Source organism: Methylobacterium soli (genome assembly GCF_008806385.1).
In the GTDB taxonomy this organism is placed as follows: Bacteria; Pseudomonadota; Alphaproteobacteria; order Rhizobiales; family Beijerinckiaceae; genus Methylobacterium; species Methylobacterium soli.
Window position 1 is genome coordinate 193,858 of record NZ_VZZK01000004.1, and the last position, 19,462, is coordinate 213,319.

Below are 19,462 nucleotides of genomic sequence, written 5' to 3' on the forward strand. Positions count from 1 at the left end.
GGCCTCGCGCTGCACTCGCCGGCGCGGGGGCTCAGCGCGGTTGCGCGGCGATGCGCGAGAACGCCTCGATCAGGGCCTCGGCCTCTTCGGCCGACAGGTCGCTGATGCAGAGGCCTCGGCCGACGAAGACCGTCCACACGCCGTCATAGGTGGCTTCCTTACGGATCTGCATGGCCGAAACCCCTTTGAAGGTCAGGTTCGGGGAACGCTTCTTGAAGGCAACGGGCCGCGAGCGCCCTGGCTCCCAACCGACCCGGCCTTGCACGGATCGGGCCGCCGCGTTCCCGCCCGCGGTCCGGGCCCGGCCTTCAGCGGTTCAACCCCGGGCCCTCTTCCGATCCGCCACCTCGCTACCCATCCCGACCCGGAAGGCGCTCGCGCAGGTGGTCAGGTCGCCGAGCCCGCACCGGTGGCAGGCGCCGGACAGGGTGACGAACCCGGAATCGGAAACGCGCCCGCACCGGGCCGCGTCCGCGTCCGCGTCGCGCGGGCTGATCCGGACGCGGTAGAGAAACCGGCACTGGCCCTGATACAGCATCGGAGCTTCCGCGCTCCGGCGCTGGGCGGCGCCCCCGGGCCTGCCCGGCCCATCGCGCAAATCCTCGCGGGCGACGAGGGCTCCATCGGGACGGCGGAAGACATTGATCCAGTAACCGCCCATCCCGCGCCGTCCGCCCTGGCTGCCGCGTCGGGGCCGTGGCCCGGGCGCCCGCGCGGCGCCCGAGGCTCGCGCGATGTTTGGAATACTGCATTCCATTGGCGCGAAGGCAAGGGTGTCCGCGGAGGACAGCGCCCGAGGACGGGTCGTCAGAACCGGGCGGTGAGGAAGAGCCGGACGTTGCGGCCCGGGAGCAGGATCTCGTCCTTCTTGAACGAGGCCGAGTTGCGGATGTCGGCGTCGAGCAGGTTGCGCCCCTGCAGGCCGAGCGTCACCGCGCTGGCGCCGTAGACCAGCGGGTCGAGGGGCTTGGTGTAGCTCACCTCGGCGCGCAGGTCGTTCCAGCCGCGCGTCGGCGTCTCGAGCGGGGCGACCTCGACCTGATCGAAGGCGTGGAGCAGGTTCACCCGGGCGAACCAGCCCTCAGCCCGAACAAAGAGGCCGCCGCCGAGCCGGTGGGGCGGGATGCGCGGCACGTAGCTGCCGTCGTCGAACTGGGCGCGGACGAAATCGTACTGCGCCTCGAGGCCCGCCCAGCCGTCACCGACCGGCAGGAGGTCGAGCTGGGCCCCGATCTCGGCCCCGTAGAAGGTCGCGTTCCGCTGCGCGTAGACGATCTGGCGCAACTCGTCCCCGCTGCCGCAGGAGGCGAAGTCGTCGTCGCAGCGCAAGCCGGTCTCGCGCTTGTAGATGAAGCCGGTATAGCGCGTGTAATAGCCGGTCGCGTCGAGGCGCAGGGGACCCTCGGCCCTTCGGAGGCTCACCTCGGCGGTGCGCGCCCGCTCCAGCCGCAAGGACGGGTTACCGATCTCGAAGGTCGCGGTGGCGTCGTGCGGCCCCAGCGAGAACAGCTCGTAGCCGGTCGGCGCGCGCTCGACATAGGAGCCGTTCAGGCTGGCCACGAAGCCGTAGGGCAGATCCTGCAGCGCGCCGAGGCTGAGGCTCTTCGGCGCGAAGCGGCGCGTCAGGGGATAGCGCAAAGGGTCCTCGCCGGGCACGGGCAGATCGTCCCTCGGCACCTGCGTGGCAATGCTGTTGAGACGGTCCCCCTCGATGCGTCCGGCGGCTTGCAGGCGCAGGCCGTTGCCGACGGCGAGTTCCTCGAACAGGTAGGCTGCGTCGGCGCGGGACTCGGTCCGCGGCAGGAAGCCCTCGAGCTGGGTATTGAGGACCCGGCGCCCGGTCTGGAACCCGATGGCTCCCGTGAGCGTGCCGAGCGCCGTGAAGACGGGGACGTGCTGCGCCTCGATCCGGGCCTCGACCTCGCGGTTCTTGAAGATCGCCTGGATCCCGTCGATGCCATCCGCCCCGATGCCGATCTCGTCGTGGCGATATACCGAGCCGCCGCCCCAGAAGCGGATCACCTCGAAGGGACCTTCCAGGGGCCGATAGGCGCCGCGCGCGAGCAGCTGGTCCTGATGCGGCGTCAGGCGGGTGCGGCTCTGTGCGGCCTCGCCGCCGGGGATCTGGTACTGGGCGTCGTAGCGGCTGTAGGAGAGACCGAGGAAACCACGGTCGCCGATGGCCGAGATGCCGACGGAGCCGCCCTGCGACGCGGTGGCGGAGTTGCGCTGGATGCCGCTCGGGATCGCGTAGCTGTCGGTCGCCGACGTGAACCCGTCCGCGTGCACCGCAACGCCGTCGCCGCCCGCATCGACCGAAGCGGCGCCGAGCCGGCCGTTATCGACACTCGTGAACCCCGTCGTCACCTGTCCCTGGACGCCCCGGTCCGGGATGAAGCTTGGGACCCGGTTGTTCTCGGCCGAGACCACGCCCCCGATGGCGCCCGAGCCGTAGCGGAGCGTCGCGGGCCCGCGGATCACCTCGATCCGGTCCGAGACCAGCGGATTGACCGGGACCGCGTGATCCTCCCCGAGTTCGGAGACGCCGCCCGCGGAGATGCCGTTCTCCTGGATGCGCACGCGGGCATTGTCGAGGCCGCGGATGATCGGCCGGGAGGCGGCCCCCGGCGCGTAGGTCGAGGCAGAGATGCCGGGCCGGTCGAACAGGGCATCGCCGAGCGTGCGAGGCTGGTCGCGCGCGATCTGCTCCTGCGTCACCACCGTCACGGGCGAGACAGTGCTCGTCACCACCGGGAGAACGCCCGTCGGGCCGGCGCTCGCCGAGGCTGGCGAGGCCTGCACCGACAGGATCGGGCTCGGCGAGGTGACGCTGAGCTCCTCCAGGGTCACGGCCTGCTGCGCCGCGGCGCCGGTCACGAGAAGGACAGGGCCGGCGAGCGCGAGCGCCGCGCGGGCAAGGCCTTCGAGTGGCGAGGAACGAGACGAGCGGGGCATGTCGATCCGAACGATGTTATATCGTTACACTAAGGTAGCCTCGGCTTCCGGATCGCAAGGCTTCGCGCTGCGCGCGGTCTCAGATGCGCCACGCCCGTAACATTGTTACAACACGGGCCGAGCAGGCGCGGCCGCGAGCGCCGATCTGAAGGGCGATCAGCGGTGTGCAGGATCGCCCGCGCGTGTTAGCGTCACCCCGGTCAGCGAGGGAGGCAGCGATGCCCGGTACCCATGCTTTCCCAGCCCGGGGTGATGATCAGGACGCGCTCACGGGTGAGCTTCAACATACCTTGGCGGCCTTGGCCGATGTCGAGTTCGCGTTGCAGATCCAGCGCGAGCGCCTCGATTGCTGGCCCGGTCCCCGCGAGCAGAAGGACCGGCTCGCCGCACAGGCCGAGACGGAACGGCAGCGTCGGCGCGCGCCGCTGATCCGGCGATTGGACGCCCTGCAGGCGCGCGTCATCGCCATGACCCTGGGCAACGTTCTGCACTGACGGGCGCCCGGCCGCTCAGAGGGGAAGGCGCGGCCCGAATGGCTTGGAGCGGGATGCGCCGCGCGAATGTGCGGTCGTGTAGGCTCCGGGTCCGGGGAGCGGGCCGAAATGCGGGACGCGCTCCGCATCGCGCGGCTCGGCGTCGCGGCCGGCGTGAGCCGGGCCCGGGAGGGTGATCGCCTGATCGCGCAGGCTCGCCAGCCTGTCCAGCGTCGACCCGTCGTCACTGGATTCCGGGCGTGCATGCTCCTGCATGAAGGCCGTGATCCTGGGCACGATCTCGGCGCGGAAACGCGCGCCGTTGAAGATGCCGTAATGCCCCGCCCCCGCCTGCAGGTGATAGCGCTTCCGGTCGGCCGGGAGATTGACCGCAAGGTCCAGCGCCGCGCGGGTCTGGCCGACACCCGTGATGTCGTCGGCCTCACCCTCGACGGCCATCAGGGCACAGCGGCGGATCGCGCCGAGATCCACGCGGCGGCCGCGGTGGCGCATCTCGCCCCGCGGCAGGGCATGCGTGAGGAAGACCGTCTCGATGGTCTCGAGGTAGAACTCGGCCGTGAGATCCATCACGGCGAGATACTCGTCGTAGAAGGCGCGATGCTTGGCGGCCGAATCGCCATCCCCCTGGACGAGGTGGTCGAACAGGTCCCAATGCGCCGACAGATGGCGATCGGGGTTCATGCCCATGAAGCCCGCCAGCTGGAGGAAGCCGGGATAGACCGCGCGCCCGCTGCCCGGATGTCCCCACGGCACCGTGTGGATGCAGTGCTGGCGGAACCAGTCGCCCCCCCGCTCGACTGCGAGCCTGTTGACGGCCGTGGGCGAGCGGCGCGTGTCGATGGGGCCGCCCAGGATCGTGGCCGAGCGCGGCACGCGCGGATGGTTCTCGGCCTCCATGAGGGCGATGGCGGCGAGCACCGGCACGGCGGGCTGGCAGACCGCCATGACGTGGAGGTCCGGTCCCAGCGCCTCGAGGATCGCCACGCACGTATCCACGTACTCGTCGAGGCCGAAGCGGCCGGCCGCGACCGGCACCTGCTTGGCGTCGGTCCAATCCGTGATGAAGACCTGATGCGTGTCGAGGAGGGCCGCCACGGTCCCGCGGAGCAGGGTGGCGTAATGGCCCGACATCGGGGCGACGAGAAGCACCTTGGGCTTCGTCGAGGGCTCGCCGAATGCGATCACGCGGCAGAAGGGGCTCTGCCACACCGCGCGCTCGGTCGCCGGGAGCGCGAAGGCGGGCTTGGCGTAAGTGCGCGTCGCGCGCTCGAACAGCTCACAGGACGCCGCGACCGCACGGCTGCTATAATGATAGGTTAAAGGACTGAACGGATTCTCGAAGGCAATTTTCGCAGCATCTGCGGCAATACGGGCTGGCATAAGCATTAGGTTCCACGTATCCCGCATCGCGTACATCATCCAGCTACTCCTTGGAGCAGCCTTCACCTCAGACTCTCCATTTTCACATCATTGCGCTGGCTAACGCCCGATGCTCACAAAGAGTTTCCTGGAATCTTTGGAACGTCGCTCCGTCAGGCACGCTGAATCGCGCCGGGGGGGCTGCGCCGAGGGTCGGAATCCGCGTGAGGGCACGACCCATGTTTTGATAATGCGGGCCGGGGCGTCCGGTGCTCCTGTCGCGCCGACGGGAATGCGCGGGCATCGCGGCATGTTCAGATTCCTCTCGACCTGCCTCGCTTTCCTGATCGTGACGACGGCGCAGGTGGGCGGCGTTCCGCCCGCCCCCGCGATCCCCGGAGAGGCGGCCCGCATCGAGAGCATGGTCAACAAGGCCGCGGCCCTGGTCGAGGTCCGGGGGAAGCAGGCCTTCCCGGATTTCAGGCGGCGCGGCAGCGAGTGGCGCTTCAACGAGGTCTATCTCTTCGTCATGGATCTCGGCGGGCGGGTCCTCCTCAATGTCGAGTTTCCTCGCCGGGAGGGCACCAATCGGCTGAAGGAGCGGGACGCGGACGGCAAGCTGTTTCACGAGGATTTCATCGACGTCGTCCGGTCCGACGGCTCGGGATGGGTCGATTACATGTTCCCCAGGCCGGGACAGAAACATCCCTCCGCGAAGTGGAGCTATGTTCGGGCGGTGACGATCGACGGAGAGCCGGGGCTGATCGGCGCGGGCTTCTACGCCGAGTAACGCAAGGCCGCGTGCCGGACGTGAACCGCGTTCGGCAGCTCAGATGGATCCGGTCCGGGCTTGCCGCCGCGATGCGGTCGCGCGCTCGCGGCATCGGCCTGGCGCGGGGTCGGCGAACCGGTGCAGGCTCCAGCCGGGCGGATGGTAAGCCCCCGTCCACGCGCCGCCGCGGAGGGGAGGGGGCGTTCCAATCACTGCAGAGACTGCAACCGTGCCCCGCCGGCAGTGGGTTTCCTGCCGGATATCGGGCCGCTATGGTCGGCCTTCCCCCGAATAAGGTAGGGGCCGGCACCCTGGCCTGACCCATGCAGGCGGCGTCCTGCGGGAAGATCCTGCGCAAAATCCCTGCACGAGATTCCTGGGGTAATGCCCCGCGCCCTGCCGTCTCCATCCGGCCGATCCCCACGCCGCCCGATTCAAGGCTGATTGATGAGCGAACTCCTCACCCGCCCGGACGTCGCGGACGTCCAGGCCGCCCAAGGACACCTGCTGCCCGACCAGGAGCGCGTGCCGCTTGCCCAAGGGCATGCGTCGGTCGACCGAGGAATCCTGCCCGCCGCCTCCCCGCCGGAGCGGCATCCGGGCCTGGTCCTCGTGGCACTCGCGATGGGTGGCTTCGCCATCGGCACCACGGAATTCGCCGCGATGAGCCTGGTGCCCGATTTCGCGCCCGACCTCGGCATCGATGCGCCGACCGCCGGCCATGTCATCAGCGCCTACGCCCTCGGGGTGGTGGTCGGGGCGCCGATCATCGCGGTGCTGGCCGCCAAGGTCGCCCGACGCACCTTGTTGGTCGGCCTGATGGTGCTGTTCGCGCTCGGTAACGGCCTCTCGGCCCTCGCTCCGAATTACCATGGGATGCTGGCCTTTCGCTTCCTCGCCGGCCTGCCGCACGGCGCGTATTTCGGCGTCGCGGCCCTCGTGGCGGCCTCGCTGGTCCCGCGTGAGCGTCGCAGCCAGGCGGTCTCGCGGGTGATCGCGGGGCTCACCGTCGCGACCGTGGTGGGCGTGCCGCTGGCCAATGTCATCGGGCAGGTCGCGGGCTGGCGCTGGAGCTTCGCCCTCGTGGCTCTGCTCGCCGGGCTGACGGCGACCCTGGTGCGGATCTTCGCGCCCCTCGGGCCCCCGGCCCCGGGCGCGAGCGCCCTGCGGGAACTCGGCGCCCTGCGCCGCGGGCAGATCTGGCTGACGCTCGCCACCGGCGCCATCGGGTTCGGCGGCCTGTTCTCGGTCTACACCTATCTCGCCTCGACGATGCTGGAGGTCACCCACGCGGCTCCGGCCGCGATCCCGCCGGTGCTTGCCCTGTTCGGCCTCGGTCTCACCGTCGGCAACCTCGCCTGCGCCTGGGCGGCCGACCGTGCGCTGATGCCGGCCGCCGGGGCGACGCTGGTCTGGAGCGCCTTCGCGCTCGCCCTCTACCCCTTCGCGACGGCAAGCCTCTGGACGCTCGGCCCGGTGGTGTTCCTGATCGGTTGCGGCGGCGGCCTCGCCACGATCCTGCAGACGCGCCTGATGGATGTGGCCGAGGACGCCCAGACTCTCGCGGCGGCCCTGAACCACTCGGCCTTCAACCTCGCCAACGCCCTCGGGCCCTGGCTCGCTGGCCTCGCCCTCACGGCCGGCCTCGGCCTTCCGGCGACGGGCTGGGTCGGCGTGGGGCTGGCGCTCGGCGGGTTCCTGATCTGGGCTGTCTCGATGCTGGTGGAGCGGAGCGGCGCGCCGGTTGCCCGGCAGCCCTCGTGACGCGAAGACCCACGGCGGGCGCTCTCCGGAGGATCGCCCGATTCCCGTCCGGACGGTCCCGGCTCAGGCCGGTCAACCGGACAGAAAAAAGGCCGCCCCGGTAAGGGAGCGGCCCGAAGTCTAGGGAGGAAACGCCCAAGAAGGGCACACCGCCGCGACGCCATCGCGGCGGTGCATGGCGCGCTTCTCCCATAGGGCATTGCAGCGCACAATCCGCCCCCGGTGAAGGTCTGGCATGCCAGAGGCGCATGGAAACGTTTCCAGCTTGACCGGAAGCGTCCGCTGGCTGCTTGCCCCTCTCCACCGCACCGATCGCCCGCGCACCGGGATCGGCCGCGCTGATCCTCTTGCGTCCGGCGACAAACGGCCTAGCCTCTTCGTCGGACAGCGTCAGCATGTCGGGACGGTGAATGCCGTCCGAGGGGACGCGATGAGAGTGGTGATCCGGACCGGGTTCGTCCTCTGCCTCGTCCTCGTGAACTCCGGCGCAACCTTCGCGCAGGCCAAGCGGTCCCTGATCTGCAAGGAGCAGGTGGCCATCGGCCTCGTTCAGCCCGAGGCCGGGGGTGCGGTGAAGGCTGAGACGATCGCGGCCAGAACCTTCTCGCTGATCCTGAGCCGCGACCTGCTGAACGTCATCCTGGCGGGCAGAACCGAGTTCTTTGAATGCCAGGACGTCGCGTACCGGTCCGACGGACGGCGCCGGTCGAGCACGATCAAGTGCCAGAACGCGACCAATTTCCTCACGCTGGATCTGGTGAGGCTGAAGTTCTTCAAGGCTCAGCTCAACCCCGAGGACGAGACCGACGCGAAATTCAGCTACGGATCCTGCAACCCGATCTGAGGCGCGGTCCCGCTCACTCGATCAGCACCAGAAGCGTGGCGTACCCCGCAATCGCGACGAGCACGAGACCGAGGAGCACGGCCACGCGGCCGATCGTTTCCTGCCGCACCGCATCGGTGGGACGAGGATCCGGATCGCGCATCGAATCCTGGGCCGCGTCATCGCTCATGCCATCGACCGCCTTCTTGCCATCGACCGCCCGCTCCGAGACGCTGCGTAACATAGGTTAGCGAGGTCGGCGGCCTCATTTGAGGGGTCCGCTGCGCCGTCCTGCGGGCCGCTCGGTGCAATGCGCGCGGGGACCCGATGGCGAGGCTTCAGGGGGCGGGTGCGTCCGCGATATCGAGCGCGACGCCCTGGCCTCTCAGAACGTTGAGGATCCGCGCCTCCATGTCGGCGGTCAGGTGGGGAATGCGCAGGTGGATGGTGCTGCCGCGCTCGGACCCGCTGACCCACATCCGGTAGTGCAGCCCTTCGGATCGGAGCTGCTGCAACATGTGCTCCGCGCCGATCCGCACCACCTCGTTGTTCATCGCGATCGTCTTGTCATCCATGGCCGGTCTCCACACCCCTCCTGTGAGAACGGTCGGACGCGCGGCCTAGTCCAGGACGGCCGGCTCCGTGCCGGTGCCGGCCGATATCCTGCGCGTCCTTTCACAGGCTCGCCCGCGCGTCGGCGCTCCCGTAAGCTTGGCTTCACCAGCCATGGAGGGAAGCGTTTGAAATTCACCATCAGCGCGAACACGCCGGACGGCCCGGTCGCGTTCCAGACCGGCTCGCCGGAAGCGGCGCTCGATCGGGCCCGGATCCTCGCCGACGAGGAAGCCCAGGAGGTTCGAGTCACGGATATGCACGGGCGCGTCTACGAGACCGACGCCTTCGACGGATGTTTCGTGCGATCGCAGGCGTCGAGCCGCCTCGACCCGGAGCCGTCATCGTGACGATCTGCGTGTTCTTCGCGGTTCGCGAGATCTTGACCGCTCGCAAGATCTTGACCGTTCGTCGGATCTTGGACGTGCGCATATCCAGCGTCCGGTCGCGGATGCGGGGAGATCGGCCGCGCCGGCGGGACTGATCCGCGCATGGGGTGGAAACGACCGAACCGATACGCTTCCAAAGCGTTCCTAGCTGCCGATAAGGAGAATACGCGACATGAAGGCATTGTGTTTAATTGCGGCCGTGGGTCTCAGCCTGGCGGGGCCAATGAGCCTGGCCTGGGCCCAGCCCTACGGCGGCGGAGATTACGGATACCGGGATCGCGACTACGGGCGGGATCGCGACTATGACTCCAGGGATCGCGATAGCAGGCCCAGAGGGCGCGCGTATGGCTTCGATGAGCGCGAGTACCTGCGTTGCAACCCCGACGTTCGCCGCGCCATCGAGCGTGGGCAGATGGAATCGGGCGCCGCGCATTATCGGGTCTTCGGTCGTCGTGAGGGCCGCCGGCTCAGCTGCTGATCGGCGGTCGGAGCGTCGCTGACGTCACCGGATGGCGTCGATGCGGCAGGGACGTAACGCGGGCATGGCCCCGCGCCACGTCCCTGCCTGGCGGCCCGTCAGAGCCGATCCGACGCGGAGCAATGCCCGCGCGCGGGCCGCCCTAACCCGGTGCGCCCTGGCCGAGGTTGAGAAGCAGCGCGACCCTGTCGGCCAGCGCCGTCACGGCGGTTCCGGGATTCTCGGAACCGAAGGTCGCGACCGCGACATGCATGCCGAGGACCGGCACGAAGACCAACGCCATCATGAAAACGATCACAGCGATGCTGTGGTCGCTTCGACGCGCAGGGCTGCCCGAGACGGGGCGCCGGGCGGAGCGGCTCGGGAGCGATTTGGGACGAAACATGGCTCACCTCGTTTGGGACTGGCCGCCAAGGCCGGTCGCGGGCGAGCCGGATCCGACGATCAGGCGCGCGTCACGCGGTCAGCCAAGAGCGGCGAGGTCGATCGACTACTGTCGTCGGGCATTGGGTTGTTCGGTTCCTGAGGAGCCGCACGACGCCGGACGGGCGCATGCGGACGATGTGCTGATGATCTGCGACGGCGGCTTCGTCAAGCCATGTCGCGCCCTTGCCCGCAGGGGGCCTCGCGGGCCGGACGACGAGCCGTCCGCCCTCTCAACGGCGGGGGCAGCGGAGCGTTCCCATCGCGCCGGGGACCGGGGAATGATCCGCAATCCTCAAGGTGCCGGGCGCTCCGGGTGGTCGCACCGGTAGGGACGCCCGTCCTCCGCCCGGACATGCGTGACGCGGCCGCCGGCGTTGCGGCACTCGGTGGCGAAGGCCGACAGCGCCCCGCGCTCGGACAGGGCCAGGCTGAGGGGCGTCAGCGTCACGATCAGCAGGAACCAGGCGATCAGGCCGAGCACCCACCCGTTCGGCTTGCCCGGGCTCGGCGGCCGATCCGGCCATCCCGGCTGGGGTGGGGGCGGCCCCAGGAAGGCCAGGCTGAGTCCGAGCCAGACGGTTGCGTTCATGAGCGATCCCGCATGAGCGATCCCGAGAGCGCGAGCCGGGTGGCAAGTCTGGCCGAAGCGGATCACAGCCCAGGCGTCGAATTCTGCTCTCAATCTCCGCCAGTCGGAACCGATCTGCGGCCATAGGAAGCAGCCGGATGCACCAGCGGCCGTGCTCGAAGCGACGAGGCCGGGTCGGGCAAGGCGAGGCAGAGTGCCCGCCGTCAGGCGTGTTCGAGCTCCAAGGCGAGATCGGTCAGGTAGGCGGCGATCCGGCGGCCCGCCGCGGCATCGCTGCAATCGACCCAGAAACCCACCGCGAGCGTCTCGCCCTCGTGCTGGCGCAGGACCGATTCGGCCATCAGCGCCACCTCGCGCTCGGTGGCGGCCGAGACTGTCCGCACCGCGTCGGGGGCGGCGATGGTGACCCGGTAGACGCTCGTCAGCATGGTCGACATGCTCCCTCCGTCGTCACGCACGATTCGGAGCACAGCCCGGCCGTCGCAAGCTCCCTCAACGGCTGCCCGAGCCGAACGGATCCATCGGCCGTCACGGAATTCGTCCTGGGCCGTCGCCGGCCACTGGGCGGCACCGCCCGCACCGGCGGACCGAGCCTGGGAGTGCCTGGACAACCCGCCGAGGCCGGGGTCTGGATAGCGGGACAGGGGATGATCGAGTCGAGGCAGGGATGCGATCCACCGCTTGGTCCGCCGCCCTCCTGTTCGCGGTCTGCGCGAGCGCCGCGGCGGATGACGGTCGCGGGCTGCGGCGTGGCGGCAACCCGGCCGACGTCAGCATCTCGGGCCTGTCCTCGGGGGCCGCCATGGCGGTCCAGTACGCGGTGGCCCATTCCGGCTCCGTCACCGGCGTGGGCTCCGTCGCGGGGCCGCTCTGGGGCTGCGCCGAGGGCAGCCTCTCGCGGGCGGTGAATGCGTGCCTGTGCGGGCGCGGGCCGCTGCCCGCGACGCTCGATGCCGCCCGCCGTCTCGCCGCCGATGGCGCGATCGACGCTCCCGCCGCGGGCCTCCCGCGACGGCTGCGGCGGGCCTACCTGTTCCAGAGCCCGGCTGACGAGACCGTGGCGGCGGCATCCGGCGCGGCGAACGCGGCCTTTCTGGCGGATTTCATCGGACACCCCCCGGAGATCGACCGGGGCAATGCTCGGGATGGGAGCGACCGGGCGGGCCACGGGATCATCGCGCCCGGCCCCGGGACCGATGCCTGCACGGTCGATGGCCGGGAGACGAACTTCATCCGCAGCTGCGGGGCCGAGGACAATGCGGGACGGATGTTCCACGCGCTGTTCGGCGAGGGGTCAGGCGACGCGCCGGGCCGGCGGATCGACGCCATCCCGGAGAGCGAGATCTGGAGCTTCGACCAGCGCGGCCTGATCGACGCTGCCCGGGTGGAGCGTCCGTCGATCGCCGACGATTCCCTCAACGTGTTCTGGATCCCGACGACGAGCCCGCGCCGCCGCAACCTCGATATGGCGGACCGGGGCTACCTCTACGTCCCGCCATCCTGCCGCAGCGCCGGGAGCGCCTGCCGGGTCCACGTCGCGCTGCATGGCTGCCGGCAGGACGCCCGGACTTTCGCCCTCCGGGCCGGCTACAACAACTGGGCGGAGGCCTACCGGACCATCGTGGTCTATCCGGCGATCGCCCCGGGCCAATCCCTGCCCGGGGCCGTCTGCGAAGCGCCGCCCCTCAGCGAGGCGGTCGATGCCGCCTGGTTCGAGCCCAATCCCAACGGCTGCTGGGATTGGTGGGGCTATCTCGACACCGCGTCCCGCAGGGGCCGCTATCTCACCAGGGCGGCCCCCCAGATGCGGGTGCTCGACGCGATCATCGCCGCCGTGACCGCGCCGAGACCGGATTGATGCGCCCCGCCGACACGGCCCGGAGGCCGGCTCAGCCTTCCTTGAAGCCGTATTCCGGCACGCCGTCCTCGTTGCCGTAATACTTGTAGGGCAGGAACTTCCCCGAGAGGTTCATCTTGACCCGGTCGCCCTTGTTGTTGGGCTCGCGCTCCATGGTCATGTTGAAGTCGATGGCCGACATGATGCCGTCGCCGAACTCTTCCTGGATCAGCTCCTTCCAGGTGGTGCCATAGACCATGACGAGCTCGTAGTAGCGGTAGATCAGCGGGTCGGTGGGCGGCATCTGGGCGATCGACCCGCGATAGGGCGCCTCGTTGAGCATGCGCTCCTCGGCCGCCGAGAGCCCGAACAGGGCCGCCGCCTTCCTGGCCTGGGCCTTGGGAAGCTTCATCTGGCCCAGGCAGGCGGCCGTGATGAGGATCGGCGAGAGGCCGCCGATCTCCTCCTGGATGTGCTTCCAGGTCCAGCCCTTCTCCCGCTTGATGTCAAGGAGCTTCTCGGTGAGGTCTTCGCGCTTCATGGCTCGTCTCCGGTGGTTGGCGCTGCCGACGCGTCGCGCCGCAGCCTGTCCGGCTGCGGCGGGCAAGGGGGCCACGCGTGTCCGGATGGCCCGGATGCGTGGGATTTCGGTTCGATCGAGAGGGTCTGGGTGATGCCGGCCCGGCGAACGGCACCGGGTTCGGGCCCGAACCTGATCGCGATCGGCATCGGCGTCAGAGAACGGGCGCCACCGGGGGTCGACGGGCTTGCCGGGACATGGGCCATAAGGCGCCTCGTGGAGATCGAAACCTCCTCCGCGCGGCAAGCGGCATGCCAGACGATCGGGGTGATGGGCCGGTTGAAACAACGCCGCACCGGGACCGTCGGGACCACGCGATCTCGGTGCGGCACGAGAGGCCGGACCGTGTCGAAGGATTGCGCCGGGTGCGCGAAACCGAGGTCGAGGCGGATGCCCGGGATGCGGCGGCCCCGGAACGCGCGCCTAATCCACCGCGGCGCCGTGCAGCTCGGCATCGGTGAAGCGCTTCTGCTCCTCCATGACCAGGGCCGCGAGCTCGCGCTTGAGGGCGTTGAACGCGCCGGATGCGGTGTCGCGCGGGCGCGGGATCTCCACCACGAGGTCGCGCTTGATGCGCCCCGGCCGGTAGGTCATCACCAGGATCCGGTCGGCGAGGTAGATCGCCTCCTCGATCGAGTGGGTGACGAACACGATGGTCTTGCGGGATTCGGCCCAGATCCGCAGCAACTCGTCCTGCAGGGTGCGCCGGGTGAGGGCATCGAGGGCCCCGAAGGGCTCGTCCATCAGCATCACTGGCGGATCGAGGGCGAGAATGCGCGCGATGGCGACGCGCTGGCGCATGCCGCCGGACAGGTCCTTCGGATAGCGCTTGCGGAAATCGGACAGGCCGAGCTTCGCCACGATGCGGTCGACCGTGACGGCGGCCTCGGACCGGTCCACGCCCTTGATGTCGAGGCCGAAGCGGACATTGTCCTCGACGTTCATCCAGGGAAACAGCGCGTATTCCTGGAAGACCATCCCGCGCTCGGGGCCCGGCTCCACGATCGGGGCTCCCCCGAGGGTGATCGCGCCTTCGGTGAGCGGCGTGAAGCCCGCCACGGCATTGAGCAGGGTGGACTTGCCGCAGCCCGACGGCCCGAGCAGGCAGAGGAACTGCCCCTCCGGCACGGTGGCGCTGATGTCCTGCAGGGCCGCGACCGCGCCGCTGCCGCTGCCGAACACCTTGCTGGCGTTGGCGATGACGATTTCTGCCGACATGCGGAGGGGTCCGGGCTCAGCGTTCAAGGCCGCGATGCCAGCGCAGCAGGTGGTCGTTGAGGCGCGACATGCCGCCATCGATGATGAGGCCGAGGATTCCGATCGTCAGCATGCCGCCGATGATCTTGTCGGACCACATGTACTCGCGCGCCTCGAGGATGCGGTAGCCGAGCCCGTCCGAGACCGCGATCATCTCGGCCACGATCACCACGATGAAGGCCGTGCCGATGCCGATCCGCATCCCGGCGAGCACGAAGGGGCTCGCGGCCGGCAGGATCACGCGGCGGAACATCGTCCAGGAATTCGCCCCGAGGTTGCGCGCCGCCCGGATATAGATCGAATCGACCTGCCGCACGCCCGCGATGGTGTTGACGAGCACGGGGAAGAAGGTGCCGAGCGCGATCAGGAACAGGGCCGGCGGGTTGCCGAGCCCGAACCAGACGATGGCGAGCGGGATATAGGCGATCGGCGGGATCGGCCGCAGGATCTCCAGGAGCGGGCTGAACAGGCCGTAGAGCCGGTCGCTGGTGCCGAGCAGGAGCCCCACCGGCACGGCGAGCCCGGCCCCGATCAGGAAGCCGCTGAGGACGCGGGCGAGGCTCGCCACCGCATCGTGCGGCATCTCGCCGGAGAACAGCCAGGCCAGGTAGCTCTGGCTGCCGGGCTCGTAGGGCAGCCCGGGCAGGAGCCCGGAATACCACTTCATCGCCACCGCGCTCGGTGGCGGCAGCACGATCGGGGAGAACACGCCGGCGCGGCTCAGGATTTCCCAGAGGACCAGGAGGGCGATCGGAACGATGGCGCCGCGGAACCGGGACAGGGACATCCTGGCCCTCAATTCGTCTTGAGGTCGGCTTTGGCCTTCTCGAGCATGTCGAGCTTCACCCACTCAGCATCGCTCTTGGGCGGGTTCACCATCTTCCCGAGACCGTACTTCATCATGTAATCGGTCGTGATCTGCATGTGCCCGGCCGGGACGTCGTAGGTGTACTTCGCGTTGGCCATGCCGTCGCGGAAATCCTGGCTCGTGAGCTGGCCCTTGAAGACCTGCTCGCGCACGTATTTCTCGGCCAGGGCCGGATCATCGATGAAGGCCTTGGTGGCGGCCACGAACAGCTTGAGGACGCGGGCGGCCACCTCGGGCCGCTCGTTGTACATCTTCTCGGTCATCACGAGAGGGCGCACCGGCACGCCGATCGGCGTGTCGTAGGGCTTGACCACCTCGGCCGCGTAGCCGGCGCTGATCGCCTGGGTGGATTGCGGCTCGCTCTGGCAGATGATGTCGACGTATTTCTGCGCCAGCGCCTGGTTCAGGTCGGCGTAATTGTTGAAGTAGGTCAGCTGCACGTCCTTGCCGGGCCGCTCGGACCAGGTCATCCCGTGCTTGTCGAGTTCGGCCAGCAGCATCAGGTCCTGCGTGCCGCCCCGCACGGTGGCGACCTTGAGGCCCTTCACGTCGGCGAGCGACTTGATCTCGAGATCGGGCCGGCGGAGGATCCGCACGCCGCCATTGGCGAAGCCCGCCACCACGTAGAGCTTCACGCCGTTGCCGCGCGCCGCCACCGCGCCGTCCGCGCCCGAGGCCGAGATGTCGATCTGGTCGACCGCCATGGCGGGGTAGATGTCGGCGCCCTTGGCGAAGACCCGCTCGTCGATCTTGAGGCCGAATTTCGGCGCGATCTCCTTCATGTAGGAGATCGCGCCGTAATGGGCGAATTTCAGGTTTCCGAGGCGGACGAGGTCGTCGGCCCGGGACGGGACCGTCATCGCGAGGGCGAACAGGGCCGCGCAGGCCGTCGTGGCGCGCAAGATCATCGTTTCCTCCGACGGGGGTCGTGCGCCCCCTGTTGCTGCGCCCGTGGAAACGAACGCCGTTACATTGACTAGGCGAGGGCCTTGCTGAAAGTAAAGCGGGCGTAGGGTATGGGTCGTGACAAAGCACAACGAGATCCGCCGCGTGGCGGTGGTCGGCTGCGGGACCGTGGGGGCGAGTTGGGCCGCCCTCTTCACCGCGCACGGGCTCGACGTCGCCGCGACCGACCCGGATCCAGGCAGCTCTGAGCGCCTGAGCGCCTTCGTAGCGCAGGCGCGCGCCCAGCTCGCCGAATTCGGCCTGGCCGGCGAGGGCCGGCTCACCTTCCATCCGGAGCTGGAAGCGGCGGTCGCGGACGCGGATTTCGTCCAGGAGAACGCACCCGAGGCCGAGGGGCTGAAGCGCGCGCTGCTGGCCCGGCTCGACACGCTGCTGCCCCCCGGAGCGATCATCGCGTCCAGCACCTCGGCGATGCTGCGCAGCGCCATCGTGGCGGATTGCGCGCGGCCGGAGCGGGTCGTGGTCGCGCACCCGTTCAACCCGCCCCACCTGGTGCCGCTGGTCGAGATCGTGGCGGGCGATCCCGATATCGGCGCGCGCGCGGCCGCCTTCTACCGCGGGCTCGGGCGCCGGCCCGTCATCCTGGCCCGCGAGATGCCGGGGCACATCGCCAACCGCCTCGCCTCCGCCCTCTACCGGGAGGCCGTGAACCTCGTGGCCGAGGGCGTCGCCAGCGTGGCCGACATCGATGCGGCCCTCTGCAACGGGCCCGGCCTGCGCTGGGCCGCGATGGGGCCGCACATGACCTATCATCTCGGGGGCGGGGAGGGCGGCATCCGCCACTATCTCGACCATCTCGGCCCGAGCCAGGTCCGCCGCTGGGCGAGCCTGGGCAACCCCGAACTCGACGCGGCCGTGAAGGACCGGATCGTGGCGGGGATCGAGGCCGAGGCGCAGGGGCGCCCGATCGCGGAACTGGAGAGCCGGCGCGACCGGGCCCTGATCGAGATCCTGAAGGCCCGCACCGAAGTGGCGGGCCGATGAGACGACCGGCGGCTCCGATCCCGGGAGCCCGAGACGCGACGATATCCGGAAAGGTGACGCCATGGTTGGCAGGACAGGACCCGAGGCGAAGCTGGCCGCGGAGGAAGCCACCGTGCTGCCGATCGAGGATGCGAGCCTCACGGCCTTCTACAAGGACATGACGGTGCCGGAGCGGCGCACCTTCTGGGCCTGCGCCGCGGGCTGGGCGCTCGACGGCATGGACTTCATGATCTACCCGCTGGTGATCGGCACGATCATCAAGCTGTGGAATGTCGATGCGGGCTCGGCCGGGCTTGCCGCCACCGCGACGCTGCTGGCCTCGGCGGTCGGCGGCTGGGCCGCGGGCTACCTCGCCGACCGGATCGGCCGGGTGCGGACCCTGCAATTCACCATCCTGTGGTTCTCGTTCTTCTCCCTGGTCTGCGCCTTCGCGCAGGATTTCAACCAGCTCCTGATCGCCCGCGCGCTCCTCGGCCTCGGCTTCGGCGGCGAGTGGGCGGCCGGCGCCGTCCTGATGGGCGAGACCATCCGGGCGCAGTATCGCGGCCGCGCGGTCGGCTCGGTGCAATCGGGCTGGGCGATCGGCTGGGGCCTGGCGGTGCTGGCCCAGGCGGTCCTGTTCAGCGCCCTGCCGCCCGAGGAGGCGTGGCGCTGGATGTTCGTGATCGGCGCCGCGCCGGCCCTTCTGGTGTTCTACCTGCGCGCCTATGTGGAGGAGCCTAAGGTCGCGGCCGAGACGCGCGCCCTCCAGGCCAGCCGGGGCGAGAGCCCGAGCATCCTCGAGATCTTCGCGCCGGGCATCCTCAAGACCACGATCCTGGCCTCGCTGCTCTCCACGGGCTGCCAGGGGGGCTACTACGCCATCACCACCTGGCTGCCGCGCTTCCTCACCACGGAGCGCAAGCTCTCGATCGTCGGCTCCACGGGCTACCTCGCGGCCCTGATCGCCGGCTCCTTCACGGGCTATCTCGTCGGCGCCTGGCTCTCGGACAAGATCGGCCGGCGCAACCTCTTCCTGGTCTTCTCCCTCGGGGCGATCGGGGTGGTGCTGGCCTATACGCAGCTGCCGCTCTCGAACGAGATCCTGTGGGTGCTGGGCTTCCCCCTCGGCTTCTTCGCATCGGGCTACTTCTCCGGCATGGGCGCCTTCCTGACTGAGCTCTACCCGACGCGCCTCAGGGGGTCGGGCCAGGGCTTCTGCTACAATTTCGGCCGCGGCATCGGGGCCCTGTTCCCGGCGCTCGTGGGCTACATCTCGGCCGGGATGACGCTCGCCAACGCCATCGCGATTTTCGCCGTCGGCGCCTACGGTCTGTTCTTCGTCGCAGCCTTCTCGCTGCCCGAGACCCGCGGCAAGGTCCTGCACGTCGATGGCTGAGATCAGCGCGCCCTCCGCCGACGGACGCCCCTGCCCGGGGCCCGATCCGAGCCCGAGCGGACCGACGCGCTACGCGGTCCCGGCGGGCGCCGTGGACACCCACGCCCACGTGATCGGCCTGCCGCCCGAATTCCCGTTCGTCGCCGGGCGCAGCTACACGCCGCCGGAGGCGCGGGCCGAGACCTATCTGCGCATGCTCGACGCCACCGGGATGGCCTACGGCGTCCTCGTTCAGGTAAGCGTGCACGGCACCGACAACCGGCGCATGCTGGAGGCGCTGCGCGCCCACCGCGAGCGCCTGCGGGGGATCGCCGTGATCCCCCTCGGGCTGCCCGAGCGCGCGCTGCGGGCGCTCAAGGACGACGGGGTGGTGGGCCTGCGCCTGAACGTCCTCTATGGCGGCGGCATCGGCTTCGATCACGTGTCGGCCTACGGCGATCTCTGCCGCGACATGGGCTGGCACCTGCAATTCCTGATCGACGCCCGCACGCTGCCGCCCCTCGCGGCGACGCTGGGACGCCTGCCGGTGCCCTTCGTGGTCGACCATATGGGGCACTTCCCCACCTCGGCCGGGCTCGACGATCCGGGCTTTCGCACCCTCGTGTCCCTGGTGCGGGATGGGGCCTTCGTGAAGCTGCAGGGCGCCTCGCGCAACTCGGTCGCGGGGCCGCCCTACGCGGACACCATTCCGTTCGCGCGCATGCTCAACGATGCGGGCCCGGAGCGCTGCCTCTGGGGCTCGGACTGGCCGCACGTCGCGACCTGGGGCCCGATGCCGAAGATCGGCGACCTCCTCGACCTGATGGCCGATTGGGTGCCGGATGCGGAGCGGCGGCGCAAGCTCTTCGTCGAGAACCCGCAGCGGCTCTACGGCTTCCCGCCGGCGTGAGACGCCGGCCGTGCCGGCCCCGGCCGCCAGCGCCTGAGAGGA

General features: G+C 69.7%; 23 protein-coding genes. 10 read left to right on the forward strand and 13 right to left on the reverse strand.

The annotated features are described in order from the left end of the window. Positions 1 to 31: 31 nt before the first annotated feature. From F6X53_RS32200 to F6X53_RS05835, 3 genes are all read right to left on the reverse strand, one after another. On the reverse strand, positions 32 to 172 hold the full coding sequence (locus F6X53_RS32200; RefSeq protein ID WP_191970716.1) for a hypothetical protein: 141 nt from the start codon (positions 170 to 172) through the stop codon (positions 32 to 34). A gap of 144 nt (positions 173 to 316) precedes the next feature. Beyond that, complete coding sequence (locus F6X53_RS05830) at positions 317 to 661, reverse strand: hypothetical protein (RefSeq protein ID WP_150998099.1); 345 nt, start codon at positions 659 to 661, stop codon at positions 317 to 319. A 146-nt stretch (positions 662 to 807) separates the two neighbouring features. After that, complete coding sequence (locus F6X53_RS05835) at positions 808 to 2,955, reverse strand: TonB-dependent receptor (protein WP_150998101.1); 2,148 nt, start codon at positions 2,953 to 2,955, stop codon at positions 808 to 810. 218 nt (positions 2,956 to 3,173) lie between these two features. Between F6X53_RS05835 and F6X53_RS05840 the strand changes: the two genes are divergently transcribed. Continuing rightward, a complete protein-coding gene (locus F6X53_RS05840; protein ID WP_150998103.1) occupies positions 3,174 to 3,449 on the forward strand; it encodes a hypothetical protein in 276 nt (91 codons plus the stop codon). Positions 3,450 to 3,464: 15 nt separating this feature from the next. Here the strand turns inward: F6X53_RS05840 and F6X53_RS05845 are convergent, their stop codons facing one another. Continuing rightward, positions 3,465 to 4,868, reverse strand: a complete 1,404-nt coding sequence (locus F6X53_RS05845) for a polyhydroxyalkanoate depolymerase (RefSeq protein WP_150998105.1) — start codon at positions 4,866 to 4,868, stop codon at positions 3,465 to 3,467. A 250-nt stretch (positions 4,869 to 5,118) separates the two neighbouring features. On the opposite strand from F6X53_RS05845, the gene F6X53_RS05850 reads away from it, so the two are divergent. The 3 genes from F6X53_RS05850 to F6X53_RS05860 all read left to right on the forward strand — a co-directional run bounded on the left by F6X53_RS05850 (position 5,119) and on the right by F6X53_RS05860 (position 8,188). Further along, positions 5,119 to 5,598, forward strand: coding sequence for a cache domain-containing protein (locus tag F6X53_RS05850; RefSeq protein WP_238296274.1), 480 nt, complete (start codon positions 5,119 to 5,121; stop codon positions 5,596 to 5,598). Positions 5,599 to 6,027: 429 nt separating this feature from the next. After that, a complete protein-coding gene (locus F6X53_RS05855) occupies positions 6,028 to 7,344 on the forward strand; it encodes an MFS transporter (protein ID WP_191970717.1) in 1,317 nt (438 codons plus the stop codon). 430 nt (positions 7,345 to 7,774) lie between these two features. Next, positions 7,775 to 8,188 (forward strand): hypothetical protein, encoded by a 414-nt coding sequence (locus F6X53_RS05860; protein ID WP_150998109.1) that lies wholly within the window; start codon positions 7,775 to 7,777, stop codon positions 8,186 to 8,188. A gap of 13 nt (positions 8,189 to 8,201) precedes the next feature. Here the strand turns inward: F6X53_RS05860 and F6X53_RS05865 are convergent, their stop codons facing one another. Together F6X53_RS05865 and F6X53_RS05870 are read right to left on the reverse strand one after the other, a co-directional pair. Next, the gene (locus tag F6X53_RS05865; protein WP_150998111.1) at positions 8,202 to 8,411 is read right to left on the reverse strand and encodes a hypothetical protein; all 210 of its coding nucleotides are present in this window, start codon (positions 8,409 to 8,411) and stop codon (positions 8,202 to 8,204) included. 94 nt (positions 8,412 to 8,505) lie between these two features. Continuing rightward, positions 8,506 to 8,742, reverse strand: coding sequence for a hypothetical protein (locus tag F6X53_RS05870; protein ID WP_150998113.1), 237 nt, complete (start codon positions 8,740 to 8,742; stop codon positions 8,506 to 8,508). A 165-nt stretch (positions 8,743 to 8,907) separates the two neighbouring features. Between F6X53_RS05870 and F6X53_RS05875 the strand changes: the two genes are divergently transcribed. Together F6X53_RS05875 and F6X53_RS05880 are read left to right on the forward strand one after the other, a co-directional pair. Beyond that, positions 8,908 to 9,129: a hypothetical protein gene (locus tag F6X53_RS05875; RefSeq protein ID WP_150998115.1), complete on the forward strand. Its 222-nt coding sequence runs from the start codon at positions 8,908 to 8,910 to the stop codon at positions 9,127 to 9,129. A 211-nt stretch (positions 9,130 to 9,340) separates the two neighbouring features. Continuing rightward, positions 9,341 to 9,646, forward strand: a complete 306-nt coding sequence (locus F6X53_RS05880) for a hypothetical protein (protein WP_150998116.1) — start codon at positions 9,341 to 9,343, stop codon at positions 9,644 to 9,646. Between the two features lie 142 nt (positions 9,647 to 9,788). Here F6X53_RS05880 and F6X53_RS05885 read toward each other — a convergent pair whose 3' ends face one another. The 3 genes from F6X53_RS05885 to F6X53_RS05895 form a co-directional block, all read right to left on the reverse strand. Then, positions 9,789 to 10,031, reverse strand: a complete 243-nt coding sequence (locus F6X53_RS05885) for a hypothetical protein (protein ID WP_150998118.1) — start codon at positions 10,029 to 10,031, stop codon at positions 9,789 to 9,791. A 333-nt stretch (positions 10,032 to 10,364) separates the two neighbouring features. Next, complete coding sequence (locus F6X53_RS05890) at positions 10,365 to 10,661, reverse strand: hypothetical protein (RefSeq protein WP_150998120.1); 297 nt, start codon at positions 10,659 to 10,661, stop codon at positions 10,365 to 10,367. A 203-nt stretch (positions 10,662 to 10,864) separates the two neighbouring features. Continuing rightward, entirely contained in the window at positions 10,865 to 11,098 is a 234-nt protein-coding gene (locus tag F6X53_RS05895; protein WP_306426583.1) for a hypothetical protein, read from the reverse strand. A 230-nt stretch (positions 11,099 to 11,328) separates the two neighbouring features. On the opposite strand from F6X53_RS05895, the gene F6X53_RS05900 reads away from it, so the two are divergent. Continuing rightward, positions 11,329 to 12,519: an alpha/beta hydrolase family protein gene (locus F6X53_RS05900; RefSeq protein ID WP_150998122.1), complete on the forward strand. Its 1,191-nt coding sequence runs from the start codon at positions 11,329 to 11,331 to the stop codon at positions 12,517 to 12,519. Positions 12,520 to 12,550: 31 nt separating this feature from the next. Here the strand turns inward: F6X53_RS05900 and cynS are convergent, their stop codons facing one another. From cynS to F6X53_RS05920, 4 genes are all read right to left on the reverse strand, one after another. Next, a complete protein-coding gene (cynS, locus tag F6X53_RS05905) occupies positions 12,551 to 13,039 on the reverse strand; it encodes a cyanase (RefSeq protein ID WP_150998125.1) in 489 nt (162 codons plus the stop codon). A 462-nt stretch (positions 13,040 to 13,501) separates the two neighbouring features. Then, positions 13,502 to 14,296, reverse strand: a complete 795-nt coding sequence (locus tag F6X53_RS05910; RefSeq protein WP_150998127.1) for an ABC transporter ATP-binding protein — start codon at positions 14,294 to 14,296, stop codon at positions 13,502 to 13,504. A gap of 16 nt (positions 14,297 to 14,312) precedes the next feature. Beyond that, complete coding sequence (locus F6X53_RS05915; protein ID WP_150998129.1) at positions 14,313 to 15,122, reverse strand: ABC transporter permease; 810 nt, start codon at positions 15,120 to 15,122, stop codon at positions 14,313 to 14,315. An 8-nt stretch (positions 15,123 to 15,130) separates the two neighbouring features. Next, positions 15,131 to 16,063, reverse strand: coding sequence for an ABC transporter substrate-binding protein (locus F6X53_RS05920; protein WP_150998261.1), 933 nt, complete (start codon positions 16,061 to 16,063; stop codon positions 15,131 to 15,133). 163 nt (positions 16,064 to 16,226) lie between these two features. Here F6X53_RS05920 and F6X53_RS05925 point away from each other — a divergent pair, with 163 nt between their 5' ends. From F6X53_RS05925 to F6X53_RS05935, 3 genes are all read left to right on the forward strand, one after another. Next, a complete protein-coding gene (locus F6X53_RS05925) occupies positions 16,227 to 17,153 on the forward strand; it encodes a 3-hydroxyacyl-CoA dehydrogenase NAD-binding domain-containing protein (RefSeq protein WP_150998131.1) in 927 nt (308 codons plus the stop codon). Between the two features lie 61 nt (positions 17,154 to 17,214). Further along, positions 17,215 to 18,531: an MFS transporter gene (locus tag F6X53_RS05930; RefSeq protein ID WP_150998133.1), complete on the forward strand. Its 1,317-nt coding sequence runs from the start codon at positions 17,215 to 17,217 to the stop codon at positions 18,529 to 18,531. Continuing rightward, entirely contained in the window at positions 18,524 to 19,420 is an 897-nt protein-coding gene (locus tag F6X53_RS05935) for an amidohydrolase family protein (protein ID WP_150998135.1), read from the forward strand. The genes F6X53_RS05930 and F6X53_RS05935 overlap by 8 nt, the downstream gene beginning before the upstream one ends. Positions 19,421 to 19,462 lie beyond the last annotated feature (42 nt).

Coding starts and splice junctions, on each gene's coding strand:
- F6X53_RS05880 (WP_150998116.1), top strand. CDS start 9,341: ATGAAGGCATTGTGTTTAATTGCGGCCGTGGGTCTCAGCCTGGCGGGG.
- F6X53_RS05900 (WP_150998122.1), top strand. CDS start 11,329: ATGCGATCCACCGCTTGGTCCGCCGCCCTCCTGTTCGCGGTCTGCGCG.
- F6X53_RS05870 (WP_150998113.1), bottom strand. CDS start 8,742: ATGGATGACAAGACGATCGCGATGAACAACGAGGTGGTGCGGATCGGC.
- F6X53_RS05860 (WP_150998109.1), top strand. CDS start 7,775: ATGAGAGTGGTGATCCGGACCGGGTTCGTCCTCTGCCTCGTCCTCGTG.
- F6X53_RS05935 (WP_150998135.1), top strand. CDS start 18,524: ATGGCTGAGATCAGCGCGCCCTCCGCCGACGGACGCCCCTGCCCGGGG.
- F6X53_RS05895 (WP_306426583.1), bottom strand. CDS start 11,098: ATGTCGACCATGCTGACGAGCGTCTACCGGGTCACCATCGCCGCCCCC.
- F6X53_RS05840 (WP_150998103.1), top strand. CDS start 3,174: ATGCCCGGTACCCATGCTTTCCCAGCCCGGGGTGATGATCAGGACGCG.
- F6X53_RS05850 (WP_238296274.1), top strand. CDS start 5,119: ATGTTCAGATTCCTCTCGACCTGCCTCGCTTTCCTGATCGTGACGACG.
- F6X53_RS32200 (WP_191970716.1), bottom strand. CDS start 172: ATGCAGATCCGTAAGGAAGCCACCTATGACGGCGTGTGGACGGTCTTC.
- F6X53_RS05855 (WP_191970717.1), top strand. CDS start 6,028: ATGAGCGAACTCCTCACCCGCCCGGACGTCGCGGACGTCCAGGCCGCC.
- F6X53_RS05845 (WP_150998105.1), bottom strand. CDS start 4,868: ATGATGTACGCGATGCGGGATACGTGGAACCTAATGCTTATGCCAGCC.
- F6X53_RS05930 (WP_150998133.1), top strand. CDS start 17,215: ATGGTTGGCAGGACAGGACCCGAGGCGAAGCTGGCCGCGGAGGAAGCC.
- F6X53_RS05830 (WP_150998099.1), bottom strand. CDS start 661: ATGGGCGGTTACTGGATCAATGTCTTCCGCCGTCCCGATGGAGCCCTC.
- cynS (WP_150998125.1), bottom strand. CDS start 13,039: ATGAAGCGCGAAGACCTCACCGAGAAGCTCCTTGACATCAAGCGGGAG.
- F6X53_RS05910 (WP_150998127.1), bottom strand. CDS start 14,296: ATGTCGGCAGAAATCGTCATCGCCAACGCCAGCAAGGTGTTCGGCAGC.
- F6X53_RS05920 (WP_150998261.1), bottom strand. CDS start 16,063: ATGACGGTCCCGTCCCGGGCCGACGACCTCGTCCGCCTCGGAAACCTG.
- F6X53_RS05885 (WP_150998118.1), bottom strand. CDS start 10,031: ATGTTTCGTCCCAAATCGCTCCCGAGCCGCTCCGCCCGGCGCCCCGTC.
- F6X53_RS05835 (WP_150998101.1), bottom strand. CDS start 2,955: ATGCCCCGCTCGTCTCGTTCCTCGCCACTCGAAGGCCTTGCCCGCGCG.
- F6X53_RS05915 (WP_150998129.1), bottom strand. CDS start 15,122: ATGTCCCTGTCCCGGTTCCGCGGCGCCATCGTTCCGATCGCCCTCCTG.
- F6X53_RS05890 (WP_150998120.1), bottom strand. CDS start 10,661: ATGAACGCAACCGTCTGGCTCGGACTCAGCCTGGCCTTCCTGGGGCCG.
- F6X53_RS05865 (WP_150998111.1), bottom strand. CDS start 8,411: ATGTTACGCAGCGTCTCGGAGCGGGCGGTCGATGGCAAGAAGGCGGTC.